The sequence below is a fragment of the Paenibacillus sp. AR247 genome (assembly GCF_002968895.1).
GTDB classification, from domain to species: Bacteria; Bacillota; Bacilli; order Paenibacillales; family Paenibacillaceae; genus Paenibacillus_AQ; species Paenibacillus_AQ favisporus.
Genome location: NZ_PCZT01000025.1, coordinates 222,559 through 241,440 on the forward strand (window position 1 = coordinate 222,559; position 18,882 = coordinate 241,440).

Annotated in this window: 17 protein-coding genes and 1 pseudogene; 2 read left to right on the forward strand and 16 right to left on the reverse strand. The window is 55.9% G+C overall.

What is annotated here, in order from left to right; genetic code table 11:
* Nucleotides 1–14 precede the first annotated feature (14 nt).
* The 8 genes from CPT76_RS33900 to CPT76_RS33935 all read right to left on the reverse strand — a co-directional run bounded on the left by CPT76_RS33900 (nucleotide 15) and on the right by CPT76_RS33935 (nucleotide 10,255).
* A complete protein-coding gene (locus CPT76_RS33900; protein ID WP_105446029.1) occupies nucleotides 15–950 on the reverse strand; it encodes a DUF58 domain-containing protein in 936 nt (311 codons plus the stop codon).
* The gene (locus CPT76_RS33905; RefSeq protein WP_105446030.1) at nucleotides 947–1,936 is read right to left on the reverse strand and encodes an AAA family ATPase; all 990 of its coding nucleotides are present in this window, start codon (nucleotides 1,934–1,936) and stop codon (nucleotides 947–949) included. Before CPT76_RS33905 ends, CPT76_RS33900 begins: the two co-directional genes overlap by 4 nt.
* Nucleotides 1,937–1,959: 23 nt before the next feature.
* Nucleotides 1,960–3,651: a phage tail tape measure protein gene (locus CPT76_RS33910; RefSeq protein WP_105446031.1), complete on the reverse strand. Its 1,692-nt coding sequence runs from the start codon at nucleotides 3,649–3,651 to the stop codon at nucleotides 1,960–1,962.
* Between the two features lie 85 nt (nucleotides 3,652–3,736).
* Nucleotides 3,737–4,672 carry an ABC transporter permease gene (locus CPT76_RS33915; protein ID WP_105446032.1) on the reverse strand — a complete coding sequence of 312 codons (936 nt, stop codon included), beginning with the start codon at nucleotides 4,670–4,672 and terminating at the stop codon, nucleotides 3,737–3,739.
* The gene (locus CPT76_RS33920) at nucleotides 4,669–5,598 is read right to left on the reverse strand and encodes an ABC transporter ATP-binding protein (protein ID WP_076173458.1); all 930 of its coding nucleotides are present in this window, start codon (nucleotides 5,596–5,598) and stop codon (nucleotides 4,669–4,671) included. Before CPT76_RS33920 ends, CPT76_RS33915 begins: the two co-directional genes overlap by 4 nt.
* The gene (locus CPT76_RS33925; protein WP_105446033.1) at nucleotides 5,595–7,964 is read right to left on the reverse strand and encodes a DUF7408 domain-containing protein; all 2,370 of its coding nucleotides are present in this window, start codon (nucleotides 7,962–7,964) and stop codon (nucleotides 5,595–5,597) included. The genes CPT76_RS33920 and CPT76_RS33925 overlap by 4 nt, the downstream gene beginning before the upstream one ends.
* Before the next feature lie 199 nt (nucleotides 7,965–8,163).
* Nucleotides 8,164–9,063 carry a formyltetrahydrofolate deformylase gene (gene purU, locus CPT76_RS33930; RefSeq protein WP_105446034.1) on the reverse strand — a complete coding sequence of 300 codons (900 nt, stop codon included), beginning with the start codon at nucleotides 9,061–9,063 and terminating at the stop codon, nucleotides 8,164–8,166.
* A 70-nt stretch (nucleotides 9,064–9,133) separates the two neighbouring features.
* Nucleotides 9,134–10,255 (reverse strand): deoxyribonuclease IV, encoded by a 1,122-nt coding sequence (locus tag CPT76_RS33935; protein WP_076173461.1) that lies wholly within the window; start codon nucleotides 10,253–10,255, stop codon nucleotides 9,134–9,136.
* A 123-nt stretch (nucleotides 10,256–10,378) separates the two neighbouring features.
* On the opposite strand from CPT76_RS33935, the gene CPT76_RS33940 reads away from it, so the two are divergent.
* On the forward strand, nucleotides 10,379–10,849 hold the full coding sequence (locus CPT76_RS33940; protein ID WP_105446035.1) for a DUF2621 family protein: 471 nt from the start codon (nucleotides 10,379–10,381) through the stop codon (nucleotides 10,847–10,849).
* A gap of 198 nt (nucleotides 10,850–11,047) precedes the next feature.
* A pseudogene (locus tag CPT76_RS33945) lies at nucleotides 11,048–11,952 on the forward strand (TIGR01777 family oxidoreductase).
* Nucleotides 11,953–11,969: 17 nt separating this feature from the next.
* Here the strand turns inward: CPT76_RS33945 and CPT76_RS33950 are convergent.
* The 8 genes from CPT76_RS33950 to CPT76_RS33975 form a co-directional block, all read right to left on the reverse strand.
* Nucleotides 11,970–13,040: an FHA domain-containing protein gene (locus tag CPT76_RS33950; protein WP_181153227.1), complete on the reverse strand. Its 1,071-nt coding sequence runs from the start codon at nucleotides 13,038–13,040 to the stop codon at nucleotides 11,970–11,972.
* Nucleotides 13,041–13,179: 139 nt separating this feature from the next.
* Nucleotides 13,180–14,058: a DUF6382 domain-containing protein gene (locus CPT76_RS36880; RefSeq protein ID WP_146116512.1), complete on the reverse strand. Its 879-nt coding sequence runs from the start codon at nucleotides 14,056–14,058 to the stop codon at nucleotides 13,180–13,182.
* Nucleotides 14,059–14,116: 58 nt separating this feature from the next.
* Nucleotides 14,117–14,623 (reverse strand): A24 family peptidase, encoded by a 507-nt coding sequence (locus tag CPT76_RS33955; RefSeq protein ID WP_258169058.1) that lies wholly within the window; start codon nucleotides 14,621–14,623, stop codon nucleotides 14,117–14,119.
* 171 nt (nucleotides 14,624–14,794) lie between these two features.
* Nucleotides 14,795–15,826: a TadE/TadG family type IV pilus assembly protein gene (locus CPT76_RS33960; RefSeq protein ID WP_105446037.1), complete on the reverse strand. Its 1,032-nt coding sequence runs from the start codon at nucleotides 15,824–15,826 to the stop codon at nucleotides 14,795–14,797.
* The gene (locus CPT76_RS33965; RefSeq protein ID WP_258169059.1) at nucleotides 15,795–17,645 is read right to left on the reverse strand and encodes a hypothetical protein; all 1,851 of its coding nucleotides are present in this window, start codon (nucleotides 17,643–17,645) and stop codon (nucleotides 15,795–15,797) included. The genes CPT76_RS33960 and CPT76_RS33965 overlap by 32 nt, the downstream gene beginning before the upstream one ends.
* Nucleotides 17,642–18,028, reverse strand: coding sequence for a TadE/TadG family type IV pilus assembly protein (locus tag CPT76_RS41035; RefSeq protein ID WP_258169060.1), 387 nt, complete (start codon nucleotides 18,026–18,028; stop codon nucleotides 17,642–17,644). The genes CPT76_RS33965 and CPT76_RS41035 overlap by 4 nt, the downstream gene beginning before the upstream one ends.
* A gap of 23 nt (nucleotides 18,029–18,051) precedes the next feature.
* Nucleotides 18,052–18,738 (reverse strand): TadE family protein, encoded by a 687-nt coding sequence (locus tag CPT76_RS33970; protein WP_258169061.1) that lies wholly within the window; start codon nucleotides 18,736–18,738, stop codon nucleotides 18,052–18,054.
* Nucleotides 18,719–18,838 (reverse strand): Flp1 family type IVb pilin, encoded by a 120-nt coding sequence (locus CPT76_RS33975; RefSeq protein WP_258169072.1) that lies wholly within the window; start codon nucleotides 18,836–18,838, stop codon nucleotides 18,719–18,721. The genes CPT76_RS33970 and CPT76_RS33975 overlap by 20 nt, the downstream gene beginning before the upstream one ends.
* Between the last annotated feature and the right edge of the window lie 44 nt (nucleotides 18,839–18,882).

Sequence of the window (18,882 nt, forward strand, 5' to 3'; positions counted from 1 at the left end):
GTAAGCCAAGCTCGTCAGGCGATGACGAGACCTGCCTCCGCCATTACGCCAAACACCGCCTTTTGCAGGCTCATATCTGTCGAAACCCGGATGAAGGTCATGCCGCGATCTGCAGCCAGCTTCATCAGGTATTCCTGATACCGTTCAAGCTCGTCCTGGTAGGCCCGTAACACTTTGCCGGTGAAGGCGATATCCTTCCCGGTGCCCAGCTCGCTGTCGATCAGTCTTAAGTCGCCGCAGTAGGCCGGGTCGATTTCCTCCGGGGCCAGCACCTGAACGAGTACGACCTCCTGCCCCGCCCCTCTTAAGCGGCTCAGCATCAGCCCGAGATCCTCCTCCCGTTCATCCAGCCAAAAATCCGAGAAGATCCAGGTCATCCCCGGCAGTCTGGGCATCGCTCCTGGTGCGCCGAAGGCGGCCGCCAGGCTTCCTTCTTCTCCGGGGGCCGCGTCCTGAAAAAACTGAAACAGCCGGTGGGCCGCCCCGCGCCCGCGGAGCACGGGCAGGCGAGCGTCGATCTGGCTGCTGAAGCAGCAGGCCTGCAGCCGTTCGTAAGAGCACAGCGCAACATATCCGATGCTGGCGGCCAGCTGCTTCGCATACCGCAGCTTGGAGGGAATCGCTTCATTCCCATTCCCCTCCCGTCCCCGGGCCCCGCCTGCAAAATCCATCGATGCCGAGCAGTCCACGTACAGGCTGACCATCAGCTCCTGCTCGTCCATAAACTGCCGGACGAACGGCTTGCCTGTCCGCGCATACACGCCCCAGTCGAACCTGCGGATGTCATCCCCGGGTGCATAAGGCCGGTAATCGGCGAATTCGAGCGAAGAGCCGAGCCGGCTGGAGCGCCGCTTGCCCTGCAGGGTACCGGCCACACGCTTCGCAGAGCCAAGGCTCATCCGCTCCAGCCGGACCATCCAGTCCGGGGGCAGCAGGTATTCAGCGCTCATCCCTGCGCCTCCGCCCGCTCGAGCATCTCGCGGATCACCTGGTCTGTCGTAATGCCCATGGCTTGGCCTTCAAAGTTCAAAAATATCCGGTGCCGCAGTGCCGGCACCGCGACGGCATGGATATCGCCCGTTGACAGGTGCATCCTGCCTTGGCAGACCGCCCGGACCTTCCCCGCCGAAATGATCGACTGGATGCCGCGCGGGCCCGAACCGAATCGTACGTACTTCTTGACACCCTCCGGCGCCGACGCCTCTTCCGGATGGGTCATCATCAGCAGCCTGGCCGCATAATCCAACACTTCATCGGCGACCAGCACTTCCCTTGCTCCCTGCTGGATTTCCAGCAGCTCTGCCGCACCGGCCTGCTTCCGCACCTCGGGCTGGCGGTTCGTCGTTGTCCGCCGGACGATTTCCTTCAGCTCCTCGCTTCCCGGATATGGCACGAGAATTTTGAGCAGGAACCGGTCCAGCTGGGCTTCCGGCAGCGGATAGGTCCCTTCGTTTTCAAGTCGGGTTTGCGTCGCCAGGACGAAGAACGGTTTCGGCAGAACGTGCGTCTCGCTGCCAACCGTCACCGTTTTCTCCTGCATCGCCTCAAGCAAAGCGCTCTGCGTTTTCGGGGTCGCCCGGTTGATCTCGTCCGCCAGCACGATGCTGCTGAAGAGCGGCCCGCGCTGAAAGGACATCGAAGTCTCCCCCTGACGGCCGAAAGAAATGACCTGCGTGCCCGTAATGTCGCTTGGCATCAAATCCGGCGTAAACTGGATGCGCGAGAATGACAAGTCGAGCGTATCGGCAATCGTACGGACCAGCATCGTCTTGCCCAGACCGGGAATACCCTCCAGAAGGGCGTGGCCTCCCGCAAAGATGCACCACAGCATCTGCTCGACGACCTCCTGCTGGCCCACGATCACCTCGGCGATCTGCCCCCGTACCCGGGATATCGTCTCTTTCCAAGCTTCCGGTTGAATTTGCGTATCCAGCATTAACCTTCCTCCTCAATTGTGGATCAGGGATTCGGATTGATTCCCGTAAAATATTCCTCGACCAGACCCTGCATCTGCTGCGGCAGGTCGCTGCGCCCCAGCGACTTTTTGGCCTCAGCCTCATATTCTTTGTACACTTCCTCGTAAGGTCGGCTCGCTCCCTCGACTCCCGGAGCGACGCCGCCTTTCTGGACCGTTCCGCCTCCGCCTTGGATCGGACCGGTGTCCGCCTGCACATTCCCTTTGCCGGCAAACTCGCGCGGCGTCGTCACGAGCTCGCGTCCGCCTTGGCCAAAGCCTGCACCAGGACCCTGCCCCTGGCCGGCCCCGCCGCGTCCGGAGCCGCCCTGTCCGGCGCCGGAACCGGAGCCGGAACCGGATCCGCTTCCGGATCCACTGCCGGATCCCTGGCCGGGACTGTTACTTTGGCCCGCCCCGTCAATCGGCTCCGATGGATCGCCTCCGCCGCTGTCCAAAGGCTCGCCCATCCCGGCCGAATCCGCCAGGGCCAGCTGCTCCGCTGCGCCGCCGGTGGCCCAGGCATCCGATACGGGCATGCCGGCCGCCGTCATTTGCGAAGCCAGGCCGAGCCCCTGCGACGCCAGGCTTGCGGTCAACGCCGAAGCGGCGTCGGATTGGCTGGAAGACGCCTGGCTCGCGGCAATCGCTTTGGCCAGCTCATCCTCCAGCCCCTTCAAGGCTTCGTCCAGCTTGGAAGGGTCCGTGCCGGCCAGCGCCTGCTCCGCCTTGCTCATCGCTTCCTGAAGGGCCTTGGTGTCCTGTTTCTTCCCGGCCTCTTCGGCCATCTTCTTCAGAGCCTCCCGGAGCTGCTCCTTCTCTTCCGGCGACAGCTTCTGGATCTGCTGCTTCAGCTGGTCCAGCGCTTTTTTCATCGCAGCCTGATCCTTCTGCTCCAGGCTCTTCCCGATGGAAGACAGCTGGGGCGTCTGCTGCATCTTCCGGCCCAGCTCCGACAGGGTCCGCGCCTTCTCTTCCTGCTGTTTGGCCGTCTGCTCCATCGCCTTCATCGTTTTCTCCAGCTGCTCCAAAGCCCGTTCCGGATCCTTGGTCCCGTCCAGTTCCTTTTGCAGCGTCTTGAGGTGGCCGTCCAGCGGTTTTTTCGCCGTCAGATCCAGCTTCTTCGTTTCGAGCTCTTTCACCAGATCTTCCGTTTTCTTCCGCTGCTCCTGAACCCACTGCTTCTGCTCCGCCGCCTGGGCAAGCTTGTCATCCATCGGGCTTGGCAACAGTGCCAGAGCAAGGCATACGACAAGCCCCCCACCGCAGCCAGCCCACCACTTCGTCAACTTCGGCATTCTCAGCCTTGTCTTCATCTGTGCGGCAAACAGGCGTCCGTATTCGGCCGCCTGGGTCCGCTGCCATCGCGCCGCCGCCGAATCGTTCCCGGCAAAAGACAATGCGGTCACCATCATGTCGCTTCGCTCCGCACTGCCGCTGGCGAGATCCATCGCTTCAGCCGCTTCCTTCACACGGATACGGTGCAGCAGCCCGGCAGCCAGACCGGCTGCCGCTCCTGCTACCGCAAGCCCGGCAGCCGCCAGCTGGTAGACAGGAATCGGCCACAGCCTGGCGGCGAGCAAGAAAAGCAGCGCCGCCGTCAAACCGCAGGACAACCCGTATGCCAAATACCTCAGCATTCTGAAGACCTGCAGACGGGCACGGGCCCGGTGAATCGCCTGCATGATCGGGTCCATGGTTTCCACCTCCTTTTTTACGGATAAAATACTCGGCCAGTGTGCTTATAATCCCGTCCTGCTTTTTTTAAATCCCGTCCAGTACTTATTTCACAGGCTCGATCGTTGCTCCGCCATCCGTGCCGTCTGTCTCTGCCTGCTTCCTTCTCCGGCGAACCGGGCGAATCCGGCGGATGCTGATCCAGAGCGACACGATGATGACCACGCTGTACACCACCACAAACTCCTGCCACAGCTGAATCGGCGCATCCGCGTTGAGCGTCGTTCCCCGGACGAGGAAAGCCTGTTTGGAAAAGCTCGGTTCGAATAAGCTGATCAGCGCCGCCGCCGGATTCAAGCCCAGGATATAACCAACCCAGGAGTAATCCGGTTGCAGCACGGATTGTGCATTTTGTCTCTGAACCAAGCTCAGGGCGAACAGATACAGCAGTCCCGTCAGCAAAAAGATGCACAATCCAACGCCATAGGTCACGATCACGGAGATCATCGTCCGCTTCAGCAGCGTGGAGAAAAGAACCCCCAGCGATCCCAGCATCAGCATAACGAACAGATAGAACAGGAACAGTGAGACCAGCTGATTCAGGGAGATGCCGCCATACATAAATACGATGCTGTATACCGGCAGCGTTGCTACCACGATCAAGGCCATAAAGCTGAGCGAGGATACCAGCTTGCTCAAAATGATCGTCGACGAGCTCTGTTGGGTGGTAAGCAGCATGCTGAGCGTCTGCTTTTCCCGTTCGCTGCTGATGACTCCGGCCGTCAGAGCCGGTGCCATGAATGCAATCAGCACCAGCTGGGCAAAGCTCAGCACATAGAACATGATCTGGCCCATGCCCGAGTTGAATCGGGTCTGCCCGCCGCCGTTCCCGAGGTACATGCTGACATAAATAAAGCCCAGGGCGATCAGCCCGAGAACCAAAATATACACCATCAGGGAAATCGCCGACCGGGGGGTCCGCATCCGCAGCCGGAATTCCTTATCCAGCACGGGATTGATCCATTTGCGCGTCCAATTCATGTCGCGGGCCCTCCTTTCGTAATTTCGAGGAATACGTCTTCCAGATTGGTCTGCGCTTCGTGAAACGACAGTACGGGGTAACCCCATGTGACGATTCTCTGCAGCAGGGCTCCCTGATCCTCATCTCCGCCGCCGAAATGGACATGGATGCCGGTGTTGTCGGCAAGAACGCCGCTGACGTAAGGTTCGTCCCGCAGCCGTGCCGCAAGCTCTTCTTCCTTGTCCAGCGAACGGATGTGCAGCACTTTTTTGACGCGAAGACGATTCTGGATATCGGCCACCCGGCCTTGGGCGACCATTTGCCCGTGCTCGATGACGCCGATTTCATCGACCATTTCCGCCAGCTCGGGCAGGATGTGCGAGGAGATGATGATCGTTTTGCCCATCAGCTTCAGTTCCTTCAAAATTTCGCGCATTTCGATGCGTGCCCGCGGGTCGAGCCCGGATGCCGGTTCGTCGAGAATGAGCACCTTAGGGTCATGCACCAGGCATCTGGCCAGGCACAGCCGCTGTTTCATCCCCCGGGACAGGCTGTCGACGTAGGTGTCCGCTTTGTCGCTCAGGTTGACGAGCTCCAGCAGCTGGGGAATCAATTTGTCCCGCTCCCCCCGCGGGATGTTGTAGCTGGCTCCGTAAAAATGCAGGTACTCCGTCGTTTTCAGCTGGTCATAGACCCCGAAGAAATCCGGCATGTAGCCGATTCTTTTGCGGACCTCCTTGGGGTTTTCGGTCACTTCAAAGCCGTCTACCCGCGCGGTGCCCGAAGTGGGCAGCATAAGCGTGGCCAGGATCGACATCGTCGTCGATTTGCCGGCCCCGTTCGGACCGACGAATCCAAAAACGGTTCCCTGCGGAATGTACATATTAATATCTTTTAACGCTTGAAAGCTCCCATAAGTTTTCGTTAAATGTTCAATCTCGATCACGGCTTCTCCGCTCCCTTCAAGCTGATCTCCGGAAGTTTCAACTGGACATGCTCCTGGGCTGTCAGCATCAGTCGAATCCGGCCGCCCGCCAAGTATTGCTGGACGTTCTTTTCAGCCTTCCACTGCTTGGTGGCATCCCAGGTTACCGGGTCCCAGGTCTGTTTGTCATTGTTGAAAATCTGGTATTGCGTTTTCTTCCCGGGGTTGTTCGCACGGAGAGTCAGCACGGCAGAGGCACCCTGCTTCAGCGCAGGCACCGTGTACTCGAAGGTGATACTGCCTTGGTCCATTTCGGTGGTTCCGCTCGGATCTTCATACCATCCCGGTGACGATATTTGAGTAACCTTCGGTTGAATAAACCCGAAAGGAATGTTGAGCTTTCCGTTCTGCGCCCAGTCGATGGAAACGGGCTGTGCCCACAGGTTCAGCTGATTGCCTTCCAGCTTCTTGCCCTCCATGGTGTAGCTGACCAGCGGATCCTTGCTCCAGGCCATCACGTAGGAACCTGACTGATACCATGCCGTGTTCGGAACCGTGGTCATCAGAATTTCGCGTTCCCGCGTAAATTCGTCCGCCTGGCCTCCGGTAAGGTTGCCAAAGATTTGGTTGGCCATATTGTACGGATTAACGGAGGTCGGTTTACTGGCGCCCGACAGCGGTTTGGTTTCCCCTTTGCCGAAGTCGCCGAGCTCAAACAGGCTTCCGCCTAGCGCCAGCACTGCATGATTCAGATTATAGGAAGTGTTGTTCGTCACCTGCCCTCCGATATTCCCCTTGGCATCCAGCTGGATCTTCACATCGAACTGGCCGACCTTCCGATTCTCCCGGCGATTGGACCATACCTTCGCGAGGGACCACTGCGGCATATCACTCAAGGTCAATCGGGTCGACTGATCACCGACCTCCACAAAGCTGTTCGAACGGTTCGAGCTGCTGAAAGCCCCGTTGGTCCGATCAACTGTCAGATAGGTATGTGCCGGAAAATCAATCGTGAACTCCCCGCTCCGGGGCGTGAAGAACGCCGAAGCGCTGACCTCCGAGGCATTGCCCTTGCCGTCCAGCTCCAGCATGTTGATGGTATGGGCGAGCTGTTTGGTTTTATCGGCCGCTCCGATCATGTAGACAGTGCCGCTGGCGATAACCGCGATGAGCGGAATGATCCACCAGGCCCATTCGCGCTTGTCTGCCTTTTTCAGAATCCAGTACAGCACCGGCGCCACAATCACAGCATAAATGATGAGCAGCCAGGCCATGACTGGAAAAGACGGCATTTTCAGCGAAGGAAAATAATCCAGTACGTTGATGAGATTGTACATCTGGTTCTGCATCATGTTGAATTTGTTGTTCGGCTGATTGGACAGCGCCAGGTGATCGCGCAGCAGATACGACCACACCGACGGATGGCCGCTCCAGGAAGCCAGCGGTTCCATCGACAAATCGTAGGCTGCATACAGCACGGTGCCCTGTTCGACTTGACGGGAGGCGATGAGCGGCTTGCCGCCGGCCTGATACATGACCTCTCCTCCTTCCACCGGGGAAGCGTCGGAGAGCGTAAGCTCACCGCCCAGCTCCAGCGGCTTGCCGCCCAGCTTGGCGAGCTCCGGAAGGGATGATGCCGTGTAAGTGCCCGTATACTGAACCGGGGCAATCTGCTCGAAAGCGGCCGCCGACTTCGGATATGCCGCACCGCCGGCAAGAACCAGCTCGCCGCCGGAACGCACCCACTGCTCTACGGCTGCGGCCTGCCCTTTGGACAAGGTGTCTGAGGCAAAACGATTCAGCACGATGACGTCAAGGCTGTCCAGCAGCATTGGATCCTCTGGCAAATCCGTGCCTTTCAGCGGCAGAACGTTCAGGTCATACCCGCTGCTCCGCAGCACGTTTAAAAAATTCATCGTGTCGGGGTCTTCCGACAGAACAGCCACATTGGAGGCCGTCACAGGCATGCCTTTCAAATAAGGCGTACCGGAGCTGAAGCTGACCCGCTTGCCCTTTTGGAAAGAATTTTTATAAAAGCGGATTTCATTGGTATCCTTGGTGAAGTTGTCCCCCGGAACGCCCATGATGACGACCTTGGCCGTATCCTTCGGCAGTTCGACGTGCTGGACATAAGTGGCGGGAGCCAGTCCGGTGTCGATCTGAATGACCAGATCTCCGGAAATATCCTGGCTGCTGGTGAGGGTGAATTTGACGGGATTCCAGCTGCCCATTTTCATTTTGCCGTTGTAGCCGATTTCGGTTTTCAGCGAAATGGAAGGGCATCCTCCGCATGCGCGGTGCCGCCCATCCAGGCAGGAGCAGCAGCACCCATATGGTAAGTAGTACTGGAAGTAAGATCCGCTTATGTAACGTCGAAATGATTGCATGATTGTCTCCTCTCTTCTCTCAGGTCTCATTCATCCTATTGACGAACGCGATGGGGTCAAACCCTGCATCCTCGTCACATCTCCTGAAAACTAGCGAGCCGCTTCTCGTACGCAAAAGCCTTTATTCATTTTTTCAATGATTCATAGATACTGGCTGCCTGCGCTATAGTTCGCGCCAAGGGTGCCTGTCTATTGCGGGTTACCCGTTAAAAACGACCGTCTTGTTCTCATGCACCAGAATGCGGTCCTCGATATGCCATTTCACCGCACGCGCCAGCACGACACGCTCGATCGTCCGGCCGATCCGCTTCAGCTCGCTGACATCGTCGCGGTGGCTGACCCGCTGAACGTCCTGCTCGATGATCGGTCCTCCATCCAGCTCCTCCGTCACGTAGTGCGCGGTCGCCCCGATGATCTTCACCCCGCGCTGATAGGCTTGGGCATACGGTTTGCCGCCGACGAAGGCCGGGAGGAACGAATGGTGGATGTTGATGATCCGGTTGCGGTAATGCTCGATAAAGAACGGTGAAACGATCTGCATATACCGAGCGAGGATGATCACGTCGATGTCACTGCCCACGACTTCAAGCTGGCGCTGCTCCGCTTCCTTCTTCGTATCCGCCGTCACCGGAATGTGATGGTACGGAATGCCGAACGATTCCACATATTCCTTCATATCCGGGTGGTTGCTGACCACCATGGCGATTTCGGCATCCAGGTCGCCGGCCTGCCACTGCCACAGCAGCTCGACCAGACAATGGTCTTCCTTGGATACGAAAATGGCCAGCTTCTTCTTACGGCTGACGTTCTGCATTTTCCAATCCATCCGGAAGGTCGATGCCACTTCGCTGAATTGGCTTTCCAGCTCCGGCTGCCTCTTCTCCAGCTCCGGCAGGTCGAATTCAATGCGCATAAAGAACATGCCGCCTTCCGGATCCATCGTATATTGGTCCGACTGGACGATATTCGCGCCGTGTTGATGCAGAAAATGCGATACCGCCGCCACGATTCCCGGTCCGTCCGGACACGAAATCAGCATTCTTGCGCGGTTGGCGTGCGCATTTCCCGTGTTGTTTTCTTTTTTGACATGCAATTCCATGTGTAAATCCATTCCTCTCTCTCGTGTTCTCTCTCTTGAACCGTATGGCCCCTCTGTGATTCCGTTCGGCTTACGCCAAAATCCCTTTACCCGCAAACCAGGCGGTCAGGCGCAGATTGATCTGCTCCTCGCTGAGCTCAGGGAACAGTCCCGCTTCCATAATCATGTCGTACAGGCGCTCCATCGGCTCGCGCGGATCGGCTTTCTTCGCCTTGGCGTCGGTTTTCAGCACATTCCACACGTCCAGCACATATTGGCGTGGATCGACTTCCTGTTTGCCAAAGAAAGAATGCAGCTGTTCAACCTGGCCGAGGAACTCAGAGCCGAAGCGTTCGCCGACATTGCCGCGAAGCAGCGCAATCTCCACCTCGTACATCGGCCGCTGCGTCTTCGCATCCTTGCCGATCCACGGCGTTTCCAGAATGAACGGGAGCCCTTGCAGCTTCTCGTGGTGGACAACGCGGTTGATGGCATCAAAGCCGATCCAGCCGGATCCGATTGGCGTATGACGGTCTTTGGCGGCGCCGCGCGGATTTTTGCTGTCATTGATATGAACAACGCCGATCCGGTTCAGACCGATGATCCGGTCGAACTCTTCCAGCACGCCATCAAGGTCGTCCACGATATCATAACCGGCGTCATGAATGTGGCAGGTGTCCATGCAGATCGTCAGGCGTTCGTTATGCTTCACCTTGTCGATCATGCGGGCGATTTCGTCGAACGTGCGTCCCATCTCCGTGCCTTTGCCGGCCATCGTCTCCAGCGCGATATGAACCTCCGTCTCGTTGGTTCCGTCGAGCACTTCATTCAAGCCGTCGGCGATGCGCTGAATGCCGTATTCGGCATCCATGTCGGTGTAAGCGCCGGGATGCAGCACGATGTTTTTGACCCCGATGGCATGGGTCCGGCGGATTTCCTCCTGCAAAAAGTTTACGGCGAGCTCAAACGTATTCGACTTATAAGAGCCCAGGTTAATAATGTAAGGCGCGTGAACGACGATTTCGTCGATGCCGCTCTCTTTCATTTGGGCTTTGCCTTCTTCGATGTACATCGATTCAATGGGCTTACGCCGCGTATTCTGCGGTGCGCCCGTATATATCATAAACGAACTCGATCCATAGGTGTCCGCTTCTTTGGTTGCAGTTAACAGGCCCTTGTCCGAAAAGGACACGTGAGAACCAATTTTGAGCATGGTTTATCCCCCTTAAACGAATTATCCCTTATTTTATCGTGGATAATGAAATAAATCTATAAATGCGTTATAATTCTAAAGAATGGAATATAACTGCGATAAACGATTTATAGAGGTGACAATATGCATAGTTCACTGGGCACAAAGTTGCTGACTGCAACGGCGCCGTCCAACACGTTTATGAATTCCATATTTGTGTGGGCCATCATTTTGCTTGTGTGCATGGTGATCGGCGGATATTTTATGATCCGCAAATTTCTGAAGGTGCTGCCGAAGAATGACGGCAAGTCCAAGCTGGACTGGCAGAATTACTGGGTCGAAACCAGCCGGCATCTGTGGACGGACGAATCCAAGGCGTTTCTGGACAAACTGGTGAAGCCGGTACCGGGTCCCTTCCGGGATATCGCCAAGCATTCGATTGCAGCCGAAATCGGAAAAATTGCGGTGGAGAGCGGAGCCAAGGAAGTGACGCAGGATCACTGCATCCAAGGATATATCAAAGCAACGCCAAAACGGGACAATAAATTCCTGGTGGCCTTTCTGAACAAGAACCAAATTGACTATACACCTTACAAGCATCTGATGGACGAATAATCCGCGGCTGGGACCGGGTTTTCAGGACCTTTTCCGAAGACCCGGGAACGGGAAATAGAATAGCGCTTTATAGAAGGAACACCCCCGTGCAGGAGTGCTCACATTGAAGAAATGGGTTCATTTCGACAGTCTGATCTCTGCCGGGGGTTATTTATATACATATCATAAAATGAAATCAACTTCGGAGGAGAGGATCGGATGAGAGTCGCCATTTGCGGAGGTACCGGCTTTATCGGCAGCGCGCTATCGGAGCATCTGCTCAAGAACGGGCACGAGGTGACTGTTGTCACCCGCAAGCTTCCGCCCGATCATAAACGCGACCCTAGGCTGGTGTTGTATACGTGGGATGAAATTGCGAGCCATCCCGAATTGATGGAGGGCATGGACGCGCTGGTCAACTTGGCCGGTTCTTCATTAAGCCAGCGGTGGACCGCCAAGGCAAAGGACAGCATTATCCGCTCTCGCCTCACTACCGTAGCTGCCGTCGCCAAGCTTGTGGAGGAGCTGCACAGCAAGCCAGGGGTCGTCATTCAGGCCTCAGCTATTGCCGTCTACGGCACCTCATGGACCGACACCTTTGCGAAAACAGTCCGAAACGGGTCATGGATTTTCCTTCGGATGTCGTCAGCCGGTGGGAAGACGCTGCCGACAGCATCCAGGGCGTGCGGCTCGTCAAGCTGCGCATCGGCGTCGTGCTTGGAAATCAGGGGGGAGCCTTCCCGATCATGCGCCTCCCCTACAGGCTGGGGGTCGGCGGCAAAATCGGCAGCGGCCGGCAGTGGCTGTCCTGGATTCATCTGGAAGACATCGTCCGGCTGATCGAGTTTTGCATGACGCATCCGGCGGCCGAGGGTCCGGTGAATGCCACGGCACCCGAACCGGTTACCAACGATCAATTCGGACAAGCCGTTGGCCGTGCGTATCACCGGCCACATTGGTTTCCGGTACCCGCCGTGATGATGAAAGCCGTTCTTGGCGAACAATCCTTGATCATCTTGGAAGGCCAGCGCATTCTTCCGGCCAAGACGCTTGAGCTGGGTTTTAAATTCCGGTATCCCCGCCTTCAAGAGGCTTTGAACGACCTTGCCAACAAGCAGGGATGAACGTTCTACAAGGGATCTCAGGATACCTTGAACGTATAGACTCCACTGATGATGGTGAAGGTGTCCCCATCCTTCAGCGGATACTCCTTGTAGGGCACCATAGGCTCTCCATGCAGCTTGGTTCCGTTGCGGGAGCCCAGATCCTTGATCAGGTAGCCGCCGTCCTTGCCTCTGGCCAGCTCGACATGCGCGCGTGAGGTGCCTGTGGAGGCTTCTACATACTGGGCAACCTCTTCCGACCTTCCGATCACGAAGTGCGGCAGCTTCAGCTCGATCCGTTCAGAGGGGCGCCCTTGCTCACCTTCGCGAATCAGATAATAGCCGGGACTGCCGGAGCGATGGCTTTTCCCTCCGGCAGCACCATCCACAGGCGCGGATAGAAGTACAGTCGCATTACTTCGTCCGGTGCCGGACATAGCCTGTCCTTCCTTCAAACGGAAATCGTGTCCGGCGCTTCCATCCGATCCAGCATGCTCGTTAGCCGCACGTTCAACCCCGGCTGCATGGGTAGCCTCAAGGTGGCTCCACAGACGCTGCCGGATGTCCGAATAATGTTCCCGGTCGGCCGGAGTTTCCCGACCTTCCCGTTCCTCCCGACCATCCCGACCATCCCGTCCTTCCTGTCCGATCCCAACTCCGCTTCCAACTCCGCTCCCCAGTCCTAGCCCCTTATTGTTAGAGCCTACCACCGAGTAGCTAGGCCAACTTGTCTCGCTTGTCCTCTGCCCTCCTCCCCTCAGCTCAATACCTGTTGATGCTGCAAGTAAATCCTGCGAAAACTTCCACTTCCAATCCGGTTCCGCATCATCTGTTCCGTGATCGTCATCATCGCGATCCTTTCGTCTGCTGCCTTTGCCGAACCAGCCGGTCAGCTGCTCCACCTGAAACCGTGGGATTCTCTTTCGTGAAGCCGAATGACGATCATCATCGATTTCACCCGATCCGAAATCCGGGATTTCTCCTTCCATCGCTTGCTGCGCAGAACGGCCCAGCTTTAGCTTTCCAGACCAGCTAAGCCAAGCCGCCACACCAAGCAGAATCGTCAATAAGATACTGATCAGCAGCGAGCTTGTCGTAGGTTTCGGCATATAAATCATCCGCCAGATGACAGCGGCACATAATAGACATCCCAAAGCAATATAAATCTTTCCACCAGACTTTCCGTTTGCTTCCCGCTCATCGTTTGCGTCTAAGGCATCGTCACGGTCCGGACTCCGGTTCCATTGGTCAAACGCTTCCTGAAGCCCGCCCACTCCCGGAAAGGAGTCCCTTTCGGGACTCTGTCGGTCTGCCTGCTGCATCGGCATGGACCGCAGCCGATCCCCTTCGGCTGCCCGGGTCATTTGTTCTTGCCGTCTGAAAAGGAATCACGCTGCCCGCTGCAGAGTCTTCTGCTTCTCTTATTCCTTTTCCCGGAACACGACTGCCACCTGGCAACCCTTGTCTGTAAGCCTGCTGAGTATGATCCTGATACCCTTCTAACGCCTGGACTCCTCCCGGATGGTCAGCATATCCATGTCCATCATCCTCCTCGGCGGTTAATAGTTCGAGCAGGAGCTTTTTAAGGCCGGAGACCGAAAAGTCCTCGCCTCCGGTGAATTGAAGCAGTCTTTGAACACCGTTTCCCTTTAGCTCCTGGACCGTGGCCATCAGCCGCGTGACTAATTCCTTCAATCGGATTCGCAGCGGCTTGTCCTGAAACGGCTCCTCCAGTGGAACATAGGTAAAATAAAGCGTTCCCGAGTGCAAGGACCCGTCAACGAAGATGTAATCCTCGTCCAGCACATACTTATCCGGCTGCAGCATGTAAGACTTGCTCTCTTCCAGCGTCCCGGCCACCTGGCACAAAAGCCCGTAATAATCCGGCATGCTGAGCCTCTCTCCTCTCAGCATATGGGACAGCATCTTCTTGCCTGTAATGTCATACTGGAGCGTTACCCTGAGATCCATCTCCTTCAGGCGCAGCGGAAGAAATCTAGCAATCCGGGAGGCCGAAATCATAGATAACTCTATATTGTTTAATTCATCGGGACGGTACCCTTCAGCAGGGCCAATGACCATAAAGGTTCCGTCATGTTGAATAAAGTCACGCGTCAGGGACTCCAAACCGGTGTTCACCTCCAAAAACCATATCTAGGAACTTATCACTTCGTAAACCCGAGAATCACAAATACATGCACGCGCATATAAAGCCAGGCAGCACGGCAAGCATAAACGGAAAATGAAGCTGCTCTTTCCGATTTCCCCTCAAGCTGGTCAGACTCCTTAATACAATAAATCCGGACAGGCTTCCCGCGGCTTGGCGCAGTCGCTTCATTGCGTCCCTCCTCCACAAGGAAATCAACAGCCCGATGATTCCCGCAAAGATGACCGAATAAACCACGCACTGAACCGCAAACAGAGCGCCCATCCAGGCACCGATCCCGGCAAACAGCTTCACATCTCCTGCTCCGACTGCGCCCATCCAGTACATGACGAGCAACACCAGGAATCCGGCAGCCAGCCCTTTCCCTGCAAACGCGAGCCCGGACCAGCCGTCCCAAATTCCGTGGAAGGTTATCCCCGCGATAATTGCGCTGAAATTTAGCTTATTCGGGATCTTCATCGTCCGGATATCGGTCACAAAAGCAGCGGCAATCAGCACTGCACATCCATATATGGCTGGATTCACGGTACAACCGCCTCCTTTCCCCTTCTTTATGTAGTAGAACTAAACTAACTGTTACCATAATTACGGTAAAAGTATCGGACACGTGAGGTTAAGCAGGCCAAAAAGAGGTTTTGCACGACCCAAACGAGGCTAGTACACCAATTGAGGTAAAACCACCATTTGAGGTATGAGCTATCCCTTTACGACGGTAAACATAACCTCCAGCCGCTGGCCGTCCGAAGTCGTGATGACGAAGGGCCATGTTCCGGGTGTCGTGTTAGGTCCAACCCACCATTCCCACTCGATAGTTCCATCCGCGTCCGCCTGCTTTTCCCCCAAGTATTTGGCGGTGCTTTGACCGCTTTTATAAAACACGGATAAATTTGCCGATCCGTTTGGAGCGATCTTGGCGCGCACCTTGGCCTTTTTGCCTACATACGCGGGATCGGGTTTGGATAAAATGCTGATGGATGTGCGTCCATCAACATCCCCTTCACCCTCTCCTGAGCCTTCTTCATCAGTGGCGCCGATCCACAGGCGTTCCTGTGCTTTGGCCTGAATCACGATTTTTCTATTGATAAAAGGGACCTTTATCGGCAGCTCGTAGCTCACTTCAATGCCAAAGTACGGATCCGTCCTGTTCTTGAGGTCAGGGATTTGAATATTGGAAACATGAATTCGCTCGTAGCTTAGAAAATGGCTTTGCACTTGTGGCTTCAATATCGGTTTGACCACCGGATCGAGCACCGCCTCTGCCGTCTGATTTTTTAAATCCTGTAGCGGAGCTTCGGCCCGCCCCACTGCCTCATTCGTCCATTCCTTCAGGGGAGACGGAAGAGCCCCCGTATATTGGGAAGCCCAATCGCTTAGCGACAGCTCGGGAACCGACCAGCTCCCGGAGTCACGCTCCTTGGATTCGTCTCCCGTCCCTGCGGATGCTTCCGGCTGGATGGCCAAAGCCACCGGATATATGTGGGAAGATACCAGCTTGACGGTATCCGAAACGGTGCTTTGCAGCGCCGTAGAAATGAGTGTCATCTGAACGATATAAATCAGAAAAATGACGAAGAACAAAAAGACGGGCAGCACCAACGAGGCTTCCAGGACGATGCTGCCCAGCTCCAGCTTCCCCCGTTTCGGAAACGCCTTGGCGAAAGCAGAAACTCTCCCCCAATTCGTGCGGTGCAGCCGATTAATAAGCAAAATCCGCTTTTTTCGTAACATAGTAACGGTTTCCTTCCACGTTATCCGGACTGCCTCCGGCGTAACCCGCCATTTGGATCACGCCGGGCAGAAACCACAGCCTCATTCCGATCCGGACTTCTCCTGACGCATACGTGGCTCGTTCGGCGGGATTAATTCCCGTATTCAGACGAATCAGCGCCAGCATTCTGGACATTTTCTTCTCATTGTCGCTGTGGATCAGCAGGAACAATCTCAGGTAGTCGCGGTATGTCATTTGAATCTTAACGTAACTGGACAGCTCTATGGATCCTTCCCTGCAGAGCTTCACCATGTCGGCCATGGCCATCTCTACTCCGTACAGTAGAGCGGCAGCTAGAACGAGCAGAGGATTTCCCAGTTTGCTGTTCTTCACGAGCCCCTCCATGGTCCGAACCGCCAGCCGTGCCGCAAAAATTTCGGCATAGGCCGCTGACACATTGCCCACCGGGTTATGGAAGCCGTACACGATATACTCCAGCTCTTGATGGCTTACGCTCATCTCATCGGCAACCGCATCCCCAAGCCGGCTTCCCGGGCTTGCCGCCGCATCTTTCAGCAGTCCAAGATCAAAATGGGTAAAATACAGCGCTGCATATTCGTTCTGGAACAGTTCGTCCTTGATGCCCGACATCATCCCCGCCATGGATCCATATACCGAGTCCGTCTGCTTCATGGCCGATTTGCCCGCATCATAGGGGTCATGATCAAGATCGGTCCCCTTATACTCGCTGCCTGCGTCTTCCTTATTAAAGGTCAAGCTATCGTCGTAATACTGCTGAAGCTCCTGGTATTCCTCATTATGCTGCTTCACTTTCTGGTCCAGCTTATTAATGCTTTCCAAAATGCCCGCTGCTTCGGACAGCTTGGCCTTGCTCAGCTTCTCTTTTTCTTTCCTTTCCTTGTCGGATCCCCGATGCTCCTGCAGCTGACCTGCCACCCGGTCGAGCTTATTCCCGCTGCCTGACACGGCGTAATCATGGACATAACGGTCAGCGGCGCTTACTCCCCGGATCACCTCATTTTTCATGCGCCCACTGCTTCCCTGAACCCCGGAAGACTCGGCAAGGGAAGATAAAAGGGTGGATAACTGGTTGTTAAAGGCACTATAATTCTGTTTTTGGGTCTCAATTACATCATTCAGTTCCTGAAGCAGACTATCGGACAGCAGCAGTTGGTCTATGCCGTCCCGGATGCCATGAATCGCCGCTGGATCGCTTCCGGATGCTTCCGGTGCCGCCCCAGGGATTATGGCGCTCCCGACCTGATCGTAGCCTTCGGTCCCGCCGCGGTTTCCGGCTTCCTCAATCACTTCCTTCATCTTATCGTTGCTGCTCCGGGCCTCCTCCCAGTACTCCAGGGCATTCTGGAGTTCCTTCGCATGGCTCTTGGCCGCCGAGGACTGGATGCCCTGCAGGCGGGAAATGACCTTTCCTGAGCTGCGGTTATACTCCCGTATTTCCGAGCTGTACTGCTCCTCTTCGTCTTCGCCACGGTTTGCATCCTGATTGACCTTGTCTACGTAGTCCTCATATTGTGCGGCAATGTCGGCCGCGGTGACCACTTCCGAAGAACCGAGCGATTGGTCCGGAATCGCCCCTCCGGCAGGGCTCATGATCAAATCCGGAGCCTCCTTCAGGCTTTGACCGGCCTTTCTCTGGGCCGACAGCATCTGATCTAGGGCCTCCTCGCGCTTGTCATACAGCTTCTGCAGCTTGCTCAGGACATCCACGGTATCCGAGGCTTCCTTCATGGATTCGGACAGCGGCTTGAACCTGCTGACCAGTTCCAGAGAAAAGTCGATTGGCGCTTTATACTTCATCTCCTCGCTGACTTCCCTATTAAAAATGTCATATCCCCCAGCATCCGTTCCATCTTGAGCGACGAGGTGTCCAGCTGAAGCGGAAGCAGATCAAACCGATCGCTGCGGTCTCCCTTGTCCATCGTGCTGTTAAGCACGCCTGCCATAATTTGATCGCCGCTCGTGCTGCCGTGTGCAAAAAGTCCATACCTTTCCTGCAGTTCAGGGTCGTACGACGACATGACCGACCGGACCGCCGCACGGACCAACCGCTCGCTCTGCGCCTTCATCGCCGCGATCCGGGCGTAGTCGATAAATAATGCGACAAACGCAAAAATCATGGCCAAAACCCCAATAAGAAAGATGGATACCGATCCACTTTCCGAGCGTCTCTTACCGAACACCCGCCAATCCTCCTCTCCGGCTCCTAAGGCTGGCTTCCGGAAGCTTGAAGCTGCTGCAGCACCCCAGCCGCGCTGCCTCGATCCATCCCTTCACCAGCATCATTCTTCTTGAACTTCGAGCCGTAGTATCTCATCAGATGGATGCTGCGGATGAATTCTACCGGATCCACGACCAATGAACTCCCGGAGGTTCGAAGCTCGCTCCCTCCGTCCAGCATGGCATCGAGCGGCCGGAGGGAGATCATTTGGTTCAAGCTGGCGGTTACTTTCCGCTGCAGCAGAGCATTTTTATAGGTCATATCCCCCTGCATGCCCGCCGGAATCGCCGAGCCGGTTTTGCTCAGCTTGATCGCCGTCAGCGCCCCTTGCGTGGAAGGGGTACTAGGAACAGGTACCGTCTGCGAGTTTTCGGCTCCTGCCCAGCCAAACAACGCACCAAGCCATTGATCGTCTGTCATTCGCCAATACAACGAATCATATTGGTTGACCGGCACCGATCCGTCAAGCGCTTCTTTATGGCTGTTATCCCAGCTGTAGGCCGTGCGCTCCGCGGCTGCGGACGCCGCCTGATGCAGCATGCTCTGCTGATACATATACAGGGACAGAAACAGCAGAATCATCGTCGTGAACAGAACGACCGGCATGACGAGGGAGGCTTCCAGCGTAAAGCTTCCCTCGCATTCTTTTAACCTAGCTCGTAAATTCTTCACTTTTTTTGTTGACGTTAGCCAGCAGTTTGTTGATAAGCTCCATAATTTGCTTCTTAAACAGAAGCGCGATAATGAGGATCACGACGATAATCAGCAGCATTTCGAGCGTTCCGAGTCCCCTCCTCGTCCTTCCATAATTTCTTC